The sequence below is a fragment of the Arthrobacter sp. Soil762 genome (genome assembly GCF_001428335.1).
Lineage (GTDB): Bacteria > Actinomycetota > Actinomycetes > Actinomycetales > Micrococcaceae > Arthrobacter.
The window spans coordinates 82,924-89,437 of sequence record NZ_LMSG01000004.1 but is presented as its reverse complement, the minus strand read 5'-3'; the positions used below and the strand labels follow the sequence as shown (position 1 = coordinate 89,437).

Below are 6,514 nucleotides of genomic sequence, written 5' to 3'. Positions count from 1 at the left end.
CTCAAACCTCGGCCAGCCGTGCCCACGCCACCACAGACTCAAACACACCAGCGGCTGGACACCAACTTCGGCCACCAAGAACGAACCACCCGGCTGGATATCACCGTCCGGACGGCACTACACCAGCGAACACCCCGACTGGGAACCACCAAAGTGGCCACAACAACAGCCGGGCCAATGGTCAGCGCTGGCGCCCCATGCAGATCAGGAAGTGCCCGAAGACGAAATTCCGGGCGGACCCGTGGAGGGCGATGCCTTTCCGGAACTTCATGGTGCTGACCTTCGGCTGCCCGACAATGAACCGCCCGACTATGCCCTGTTCTCGGACGACGCCCTTCCCGACGGTCCGCTGCCCGAAGACCCCTACCCGAACTGGGACTTTTCCCTCACTGCCCACAGCAATGTCTGACCTCCAATGCCAGTAGCGCCAACGGACAGTTATGGCCACGATTCCAAGGGCTCCAAGTGTCCGTTCGTGCCGGGTGGGTGTCGCGGAGAGCCCCCGCGGACTAGATTCATAAGCAAGATGACCAAGTCACGCAAAGAAGCGCAGGCGACCGCATACTGGACCACGGGCCCGGAACACGGCGAGCTCCGCAACGAGGCACTGCCCGCTCCCGGGCCCGGCGAAGCTCTGGTCCGTACGCTGTATTCAGGCATCAGCAAGGGCACGGAAATTGTGGTGCACAAAGGCTCCGTCCCGCTCCGCGTGGCCGAGGAGATGCGCGCGCCGCACCAGGAAGGCCACTTCCCGTCGCCCGTGAAGTTCGGTTATCTCTCGGTGGGCGTTGTGGAGGAGGGGCCCGAAGGATGGGCAGGCCAGAAGGTCTTCTGCCTCAACCCCCACCAGGACCGCTACGTTATTTCCACTGACGCCCTCACCAGGATTCCCGACGGCGTCCCGGCCCGCCGCGCCGTCCTCACGGGCACCGTGGAAACCGCCGTCAACGCACTCTGGGAAGCCGGACCGAGGCTCGGGGACCGGATCGCCGTCGTCGGTGCAGGCCTGGTCGGCGGGATGTTGGCGACGCTGCTGCGGACTTTCCCGCTTGCCCGCCTCCAGCTCGTGGATCTGGACCCGGGACGTCAGCACCTGGCGGACAAACTCGGCGTGGACTTCGCCCACCCTGACGATGCCAAACCTGACTGCGACATTGTGTTCCACTGCTCCGCGTCCCAGGAAGGCCTCGCACGCAGCCTGCAGCTGGCCGGGGATGAGGGGGAGATCATCGAGCTGTCCTGGTACGCCAACCGCAAGGTCACACTGCCGCTGGGTGAGGACTTTCACGCACGCCGGCTCTCCATCCGGGCCAGCCAGGTGGGAGTGGTTGCCCGGGCACGGCGGCACCGCCGGACGACGGCCGAGCGGCTGGAATTGGCTGTTGAGCTCCTCAAGGACCCGGTCTTCGACGCCTTCCTCACCGGGGCCTCTCCGTTCACGGACCTGCCCACAGTCGTCCAGCACCTGGCCGACGGAACGCTCGAAGCCCTGTGCCATGTGATCGAATACCCCAACACCGACAGCCCCGCAGAAGCCGACCCCAACGACAGGAAGTAGCCCGTGTTCAGCATGACCGTCCGGCGCCATTTTATGATCGCCCACAGCCTCCCGCGGGAGGCATTTGGCCCGGCCCAGGCCCTCCATGGGGCAACGTTCGTGGCAGAGGTGACGTTCCGCCGTCGTGCGCTGAACCAGGACTCGATCGTCCTGGACATCGGGGCCGCCGGCGGCATCCTTGAGGACGTGTTGTCCGGCCTCAACTACAAAAACCTGGACGAGCACCCGGACTTCGAAGGCAAGCTCAGCACCACCGAGGCGCTGGCGGAATTCATCGCCCACGCCGTCGCAGCCAGGCTCAAGGACGATAACGACGGCCGCGAGCTCGCGGGGATCGACGTCACCCTGCGCGAGAATCCGGACGCCTGGGCAACCTACGCCTACGACCCGTCCGCCTGATCCCATGTTGGTCAGGTTCCTGATTCCCGCCAATATCCGCCACAACTCCGGCGGCAACGTCTACAACACGCGGCTCACCGAAGAACTGAGAACGCTGGGCGTTGCCGTGGAGATTCTGGCGGTGGATGGTTCCTGGCCCGAGGCCAGCGCCAGAGAACGACGACGGCTCGGGGACCTGCTGGGCGCCTCGGGCCCAGGGACGGCGGATCAGCCGCGGACGGACACTACCCCACAAACCGTCACTCTCGTGGATGGGCTGATCGCGTGCGGTGCCCCCGACGAACTGGAATACGCCGCGGCCGCCGGACAGCACACCTGGGTCCTGCAGCACATGCCGTCGCCCAGCCATCCCGACGGCGAAGGGCGGGCACTGCGGGCGGCCGCCGGCGTGATCTGCACCAGTTCGTCCGCAGCGGCCTCGGCGGCAGAAAAGCACGGGCTCCCCGCCAGCCCGGTTGCCCTGCCCGGGACGGACCCTGCCCCGGTGGCGTCTGGATCGGCCCCGCCCCACATCATTGCGGTGGCCGCGCTGCTGCCCAACAAGGACCAGTTGCTGACTGTGGCCGCGCTGGCCAGGCTCCGGGACCTCGCCTGGACAGCGTCGCTGGTGGGAACGGACGACGCCGACCCCGCCTATGCGGCACACGTCCAGGAAGCCATTGCCTCCTCTGGAATGGAGGGCAGGGTGCGCGTGACCGGCCAGCTGGCCGGGACCGCGCTGGCGGACGAGTGGAGCCGGACGGACCTGAGCCTTCTTGTGTCGCGGGCCGAAGCGTTTGGGCTTGTGGTGACGGAATCGCTGGCCCACGGCATCCCTGTCATTGTGCGGGAGGGAACCGGTGCCGTGGACGCGTTGGGCCTCGCCGGAAGACTCGCCGGGAGACTTGCCGGCAGGCTCGCGGGAAGACCGGACGGAGAGCGTGGTGGTGTGCGTGATGGCGGGACGTACGCGGTGCCAGGTGCCGCCGTCGGACTCGCCGGACCCGAAGGCGACGTACTTCGTGGCAGCGGACCTGAAGACCACCACGCGGACGTGCTGGCTGCCGTGATCCGGCAGTGGCTGCTGGACGGATCCCTCCGAGCCGGCTGGCGTGCCGCTGCCCTGGCGGCACGGGAACAGCTGCCCGGCTGGGACTCCACCGCCCGGAACGTCCTGGAGATCCTCGGCGTGCCTGCGCAAGAATCGCGTTCCGAAGCAACGCCTCCTGAAGAAGCGCCTACCGCTGCGCGTACGGCCGGTGGACAATAAGCCATGACCACGCTCCCGACCTCCACCGCCGTATTGATCCCACAAGCCGTGAGCCAAGATGCCCCGGATCCGAAGGCGCTCACTCCGGAGCTCCTCAGGGCATGGGCCTGGCACAAGCAGGGCCTCGACGGCACACTCCAGGGCGCGGATGCCGCCGACGTGTTTAGCAGAGCGGGCTGGGCCCGTTCCGTCGGCGGCGCCAACCCGTACCTCACGCTCTTTGCCCGCGCCGGCACCAGCCGCGCGCAGGCGGATGCCGACGTCCTGTCGCTGAAAATCCATGAGCTGCCCACCGCCCGCGGCTGCACCTATGTGCTGGGACAGGATGATTTTGCGTGGGGCCTCCAGATCGGCCGGGACGCCGCGGTGGCGCCGTTCCGTGTGCTGGCAAGAATGGGCGTCGAGCGCGGCGAGATCACGCTGCTGGAGGAGGAGATCCTCCACGCCCTGGCCGAGGCCGGCAACCCGCTGGACCCCAAACAGCTCAAGGATCTCCTGGGCGATTCGATCCGGAACCTCGGCGAGGAGGGCAAAAAGAAGGGCGCGGCCACCACGTTGCCCACGGCCCTGGGCCTCCTCCAGGCGGACGGCCGGATACGGCGCGTGCCCGCCAACGGCCGGCTGGATCAGCAGCGCTACGCCTACACACTGTGGGGGCTGCCGCCCACCGCCATGGACGACGACGCCGCCCGCAGCCTCCTGCTGCAGCGCTATCTCGGCTGGACTGGCGGTGCCACGGTTAAGCAGTCGCAATGGTTCACCGGGTTCACCCTGGCCCACACCAGGGCGGCGTTGGCCGCCACTGGGGCGGTGGAGGTTCCCACCGCCAACGGTGAAGTGCTGTGGATGATGCCCGACGACGTCGGGCGGCTTGCGTTGTTCGAGGCGCCGGCGGAGGAACAGATTCAGCTGCTGGCCGGCACGGATTCGTTGGTTCTGCTCCGCAGGAACTCGGGGGATCTGTTTGCCGAGCAGGACAAGGGTAAGCAGGTCCTGGGGGACACGTTGGCGTTGCAGGCTGACCTGCCGGATCATCCCATCTTCGACCGCGGCCGGATCATCGGGCTGTGGCAATACGATCCCGGGAAATCACGGATTGCCTATTGGCTCTTTGACGGGGCCACACCCGCAGTATCCCGGCGCATCACCGAGGTAGAGGGCTGGATCCGGGACGAACTGGGCGACTTCCGCTCCTTCAGCCTGGACTCACCGGCCTCCCGCCAGGACAGGATCGCCGCCCTGGATGCAGCCGGCTGAGACTCGTACAGGCGGGGTGAGAGAGTTGGAGACGGCGTGCGGCGCGTTACAGCCCGCTGCGGTGCGCTGCGAAGAAGTCCCTGAGAACCGCACCGCACTCCTCTTCCCTCACCCCGCCGTACACCTCAACCCAGTGGTTGAGCCGGCGCTCGCGGAGGACATCGAACACCGAGCCCGCCGCTCCGGCTTTCTCATCCCAGGCGCCGAAGACCACGCGGGGGATCCTGGCAAGCACCACCGCGCCGGCGCACATGGCGCAAGGCTCCAGAGTCACCACGAGCGTGCAGTCCGCCAGCCGCCAGCCGTCCCCTGTGCCGCCGTCGAGCTTGGACAAGCCACGCAACCGGTCCGCCGCCTGGCGGATGGCCACCACCTCAGCGTGGGCAGTGGGGTCTCCCAACTCCTCCCGCTGGTTCCGTCCGGAACCCAGTACGGAGCCGTCGGGCCCAATGACGACCGCGCCGATGGGCACGTCCTCGGTGGCAAGCGCGCGCCGGGCTTCGTCGAGGGCAAGACCCATCCATTCGAGGTGGTTCTTTTCTGCGGGGACCATGGCTCAATGATAGTTTCGAAGGATATCCGGCCTTGCAGAGCACTGACGCCAGGGAGGGCACCGTGGACACATACAGAGACCGTCTGAGCCAATGGTTCAAACCGTATGCCGCATTGTGGACCACGCTGCTGGTGGGTGGTGCCTTGGTGGTCACCATGGCGCTCCTGGGTGCCGAGGTCTACAACAACGTGGTGGACGAAGAGGGACTGGCCGCCCTGGACCTGCCCGCGCTGGAGCTGTCCCAGGGCTTGCGGAACCCCGCACTGGATGCCGGGGTAACGGCCTTCACGAATATCGGCGGGGGCGTCGGCATGCCCATCCTGGCAAGCATCCTTACGGCCTGGCTCACGTTCCTGAGCCGGACTTGGCGGCCCATCATCCTGGTGGGCGGCGCCGCGGCCGTCTCCACACTGGCAACAACGGTGGGCAAGCGGCTGGTGGGCCGCACCCGCCCGGACCACTCCGAAGCGGTCCCGCCGTACGAGACTTCGCCGTCGTTCCCCAGCGGCCACACCCTGAACACGACGGTGGTGATCGGTGTCCTGGTGTACGTTATGTGCCTCCAGTTCGAAATGCTGTGGGCGCGCATCACTTCCATCACCGCCGGGGTGATCTTCATCATCGCGATGGGCCTGAGCCGGGTGTTCCTGGGCCACCACTGGCTGACGGATGTGATGGCTGGCTGGTTCCTTGGCCTTGCCTGGGTGGGCATGGTGATCCTGGCGCACCGGCTGTTCCACGTGCTGCGGAAACGGGAGCACGCCGGCCCGGCACCCACGTTCGAACACCCCGCCCTGCGGGACGATCCGTCGAGCTGATTCCCGGCCGGACGCTGCCCGCGCGGGTGATAGTTTTGACGCATGCGCACTCTCGTTGTGGACCACCCGCTGGTCGCCCATAAGCTCACCGTCCTGCGGGACAAGAACACTCCGTCACCGGTCTTCCGGCAGCTGACGGAAGAGCTGGTGACCCTCCTGGCCTACGAAGCCACCCGTGAGGTCCGCACCCAGCCGGTCACCATCGAGACGCCGGTCAGCACCACAGTGGGCACCGCTTTCACCAAGCCCACGCCCCTGGTGGTCCCCATCCTGCGCGCCGGGCTCGGCATGCTCGAGGGCATGACCAAGCTGGTCCCCACCGCTGAAGTGGGCTTCCTGGGCATGGCCCGCGATGAGGAAACCCTGGACATCATCACCTACGCTGAGCGGCTCCCGGAGGACCTGACGGACCGGCAGATCTTTGTTCTGGATCCCATGCTTGCCACCGGCGGAACCCTGCGCGAAGCCATCAAGTTCCTGTTCAAGCGCGGCGCCTCCGACGTCACGTGCATTTGCCTCCTGGCCGCGCCGGAAGGCCTGGCCAAGCTCGAAGAGGAACTTGCCGAGGCGAACGTGACCATCGTGCTGGCCTCCATTGACGAACGGCTCGACGAGAAGTCCTACATCGTTCCCGGGCTAGGCGACGCCGGAGATCGCCTGTACGGCATCGCCGGCTAATT

The 6,514-nt window shown here is 67.0% G+C and carries 7 protein-coding genes and 1 pseudogene; 7 read left to right on the top strand and 1 reads right to left on the bottom strand.

The features are described from left to right. The 5 genes and pseudogenes from ASG77_RS22465 to ASG77_RS06235 form a co-directional block, all read left to right on the top strand. Positions 1 to 409 (top strand): annotated as a pseudogene (locus ASG77_RS22465) (HNH endonuclease signature motif containing protein); the annotation flags it as partial. A gap of 117 nt (positions 410 to 526) precedes the next feature. Then, complete coding sequence (locus tag ASG77_RS06250) at positions 527 to 1,558, top strand: zinc-dependent alcohol dehydrogenase (RefSeq protein ID WP_056342633.1); 1,032 nt, start codon at positions 527 to 529, stop codon at positions 1,556 to 1,558. 3 nt (positions 1,559 to 1,561) lie between these two features. Beyond that, complete coding sequence (locus tag ASG77_RS06245) at positions 1,562 to 1,957, top strand: 6-pyruvoyl trahydropterin synthase family protein (protein WP_056342630.1); 396 nt, start codon at positions 1,562 to 1,564, stop codon at positions 1,955 to 1,957. A gap of 4 nt (positions 1,958 to 1,961) precedes the next feature. Beyond that, complete coding sequence (locus tag ASG77_RS06240; protein WP_082575866.1) at positions 1,962 to 3,206, top strand: glycosyltransferase; 1,245 nt, start codon at positions 1,962 to 1,964, stop codon at positions 3,204 to 3,206. A 3-nt stretch (positions 3,207 to 3,209) separates the two neighbouring features. Further along, positions 3,210 to 4,463: a DNA glycosylase AlkZ-like family protein gene (locus tag ASG77_RS06235; RefSeq protein ID WP_082575865.1), complete on the top strand. Its 1,254-nt coding sequence runs from the start codon at positions 3,210 to 3,212 to the stop codon at positions 4,461 to 4,463. A 46-nt stretch (positions 4,464 to 4,509) separates the two neighbouring features. Here the strand turns inward: ASG77_RS06235 and ASG77_RS06230 are convergent, their stop codons facing one another. Next, on the bottom strand, positions 4,510 to 5,016 hold the full coding sequence (locus tag ASG77_RS06230; protein ID WP_056342627.1) for a nucleoside deaminase: 507 nt from the start codon (positions 5,014 to 5,016) through the stop codon (positions 4,510 to 4,512). Between the two features lie 83 nt (positions 5,017 to 5,099). Between ASG77_RS06230 and ASG77_RS06225 the strand changes: the two genes are divergently transcribed. Next, a complete protein-coding gene (locus tag ASG77_RS06225; RefSeq protein WP_156380192.1) occupies positions 5,100 to 5,834 on the top strand; it encodes a phosphatase PAP2 family protein in 735 nt (244 codons plus the stop codon). A 42-nt stretch (positions 5,835 to 5,876) separates the two neighbouring features. Beyond that, positions 5,877 to 6,512 carry a uracil phosphoribosyltransferase gene (gene upp, locus ASG77_RS06220; protein WP_056342624.1) on the top strand — a complete coding sequence of 212 codons (636 nt, stop codon included), beginning with the start codon at positions 5,877 to 5,879 and terminating at the stop codon, positions 6,510 to 6,512. Positions 6,513 to 6,514 lie beyond the last annotated feature (2 nt).

Coding starts and splice junctions, on each gene's coding strand:
- ASG77_RS06250 (WP_056342633.1), top strand. CDS start 527: ATGACCAAGTCACGCAAAGAAGCGCAGGCGACCGCATACTGGACCACG.
- ASG77_RS06240 (WP_082575866.1), top strand. CDS start 1,962: ATGTTGGTCAGGTTCCTGATTCCCGCCAATATCCGCCACAACTCCGGC.
- ASG77_RS06235 (WP_082575865.1), top strand. CDS start 3,210: ATGACCACGCTCCCGACCTCCACCGCCGTATTGATCCCACAAGCCGTG.
- ASG77_RS06230 (WP_056342627.1), bottom strand. CDS start 5,016: ATGGTCCCCGCAGAAAAGAACCACCTCGAATGGATGGGTCTTGCCCTC.
- upp (WP_056342624.1), top strand. CDS start 5,877: ATGCGCACTCTCGTTGTGGACCACCCGCTGGTCGCCCATAAGCTCACC.